The 2,094-nt window shown below is 73.4% G+C and carries 2 protein-coding genes; both read left to right on the top strand.

Going from position 1 to position 2,094, the window contains the following annotated elements:
- The first annotated feature begins 246 nt into the window (after positions 1-246).
- Positions 247-1,122, top strand: coding sequence for a lysozyme (locus EAO77_RS37870; RefSeq protein ID WP_147992797.1), 876 nt, complete (start codon positions 247-249; stop codon positions 1,120-1,122).
- 134 nt (positions 1,123-1,256) lie between these two features.
- Entirely contained in the window at positions 1,257-1,955 is a 699-nt protein-coding gene (locus EAO77_RS37865) for an HAD family hydrolase (RefSeq protein WP_147992796.1), read from the top strand.
- Positions 1,956-2,094: the final 139 nt, after the last annotated feature.

Genomic DNA, 2,094 nt, shown 5'->3' with positions numbered 1-2,094 from the left:
CCCGGGTCCAGACCTCTGGCGCCTCCCGGGAGCTGGGACGACGGCCCGACGCCCCGGGCGTGAAAGTTCCCGGCGCGTCGGGCCGTCGTCCCAGCTCCCGGGAGGCGCCAGAGGTCTGGACCCGGGGGAGTTCCCGGAAGCCCTTTACGCCCCGGGGGACCCATGCGTTACTCGTGACGTGTCCATGACTCTCAGTGGCCGGACACCCACTCACGCACGTCCCCCCACGACAAGCCGGAGGCAGCCATGTCCGCAGCACGCCGCGCATCCGTCCGCCGTGCGAGACCGAGCCTGCTCACCCTCCTGGGCACCCTCCCCGCGACCGCCGCACTCCTCGTGACGGGCACGGGCACGGCAGCCGCGGCGCCGCCGCCCGCCGGCGAGACCATCAGGCCAGGTCAGGCCTGGATGGGCGCCGGCACCCGCATCGAACAGCCCGCGGCGGGCAGCGCCGCCGTGTCCCCGATGGACACCAGCGGCGTCCAGGGCATCGACGTCTCGCACTGGCAGGGCGCGATCAACTGGAACTCGGTCAAGAGCGCCGGAATCGACTTCGCCTACATGAAGGCGACCGAGGGCACCACCTTCAAGGACTCGCGCTTCGGCGCGAACTACACCGGCTCCTACAACGCCGGCCTGGTCCGCGGCGCCTACCACTTCGCCCGGCCCAACGCCTCGAACGGAGCCACCCAGGCGAACTTCTTCGCCTCCAACGGCGGTGCGTGGTCCCGGGACAACCAGACGCTGCCCGGCGTGCTCGACATCGAGCACAATCCCTCGGGGGCCATGTGCTACGGGCTGTCCACGACCCAGATGCGCTCCTGGGTCAACGACTTCCACACCGCCTACAAGGCGCGCACCGGCCGCGACGTCGTCGTCTACACGACCGCGAGCTGGTGGAACTCCTGCACCGGCGGCTGGACCGGCATGTCGGCCAAGGCGCCCCTGTGGATCGCCCACTGGGGCGTCAGCAGCCCCAACGTCCCCAGCGGCTTCCCGACGTGGACCATCTGGCAGTACACCGCCACCGGCCGGGTCGCCGGTGTCTCCGGGGACGTCGACCGGAACAAGTTCAACGGCTCGATGAGCCGCCTGCTCGCCCTGGCGAACAACACCGCCTGACCTCGGCCGCCGCGTCCGGCCGCCGGCCTCCCGTGTGCCCGGCCGGGCCTTCCGTGTGCCCGGCCGCTCGCCGGGTACCCGGCGAGCGGCGCCCGACGTCCGGGGCGCCGCCATCGACCGGAGGTGACGGGCTCATGGAACAGGGGCACCCGAAGGACACGGCGGCCGGGGGTCCGCACGGGCGGGCGGCTGTGTTCGACGTCGACGGAAGCCTCGTCGACACCAACCATCTGCACGTCGTGACCTGGTGGGAGGCGTTCCGGCAGGCCGGCCACCGGGTGTCGACGCACGCGCTCCACCGCGCGATCGGCCTGGCCTCCGGTGATCTGGTCGCGCATCTGCTCGGCCGGGAACGGGCGGACGAGGAGGCGGACTCGATCAGCGCAGCCCACAAGGCCCTCTACGGCCAGTACCTGGAGCGCCTGGCCCCGATGCCGGACGCCGGGCGGCTGCTGCGGCGTCTGGCGGGCGACGGCTGGAAGGTCGTCCTGGCCACGTCGGCGGGCGGCCACGAGCTGTCGGCGCTGCGCCGGGCGATCGACGCGGACGACGCCATCGCCGGGACGGCGAGCGCCGACGACGTGGCCGAGGGGAAGCCCGCGCCCGAGCCGGTCGAGCGGGCACTGGAACTCGTCGGCGTCGCGGCGGAGCACGCCGTCTTCGTCGGGGACACGGTGTGGGACATGGAGGCGGGCAGCAGGGCCGGGGTGCGATGCGTGGGTCTGCTCTGCGGGGGGATCCCCCGGGCCGACCTGGAGGACGCGGGCGCCGACTCCGTCTACGACGATCCCGCGCACCTGCTCGCCTCCCCGGCCGCGTTCCCGCCCGGCTGATCGGGCGGCTGATCGGGCGGCTGATCGGGTAGCTCCGCCCGGCCCGGCGGAGCCACCAGGGCTGAGCCGGCACGGGCGGGCGCGGCGCCGCTCAGGGACCTAATCACGCACGGATCAGGGACCTACTCACGCACGGGCG

This window comes from Streptomyces sp. T39 (assembly GCF_008042045.1).
Lineage (GTDB): Bacteria > Actinomycetota > Actinomycetes > Streptomycetales > Streptomycetaceae > Streptomyces.
The sequence above is the reverse complement of the archived record's forward strand: the minus strand, read 5'-3'. Positions and strand labels throughout refer to the sequence as shown.

Bases quoted from the DNA above. Each gene is read 5' to 3' on its own strand.
- EAO77_RS37870 (WP_147992797.1), top strand. From the start codon at position 247: ATGTCCGCAGCACGCCGCGCATCCGTCCGCCGTGCGAGACCGAGCCTG.
- EAO77_RS37865 (WP_147992796.1), top strand. From the start codon at position 1,257: ATGGAACAGGGGCACCCGAAGGACACGGCGGCCGGGGGTCCGCACGGG.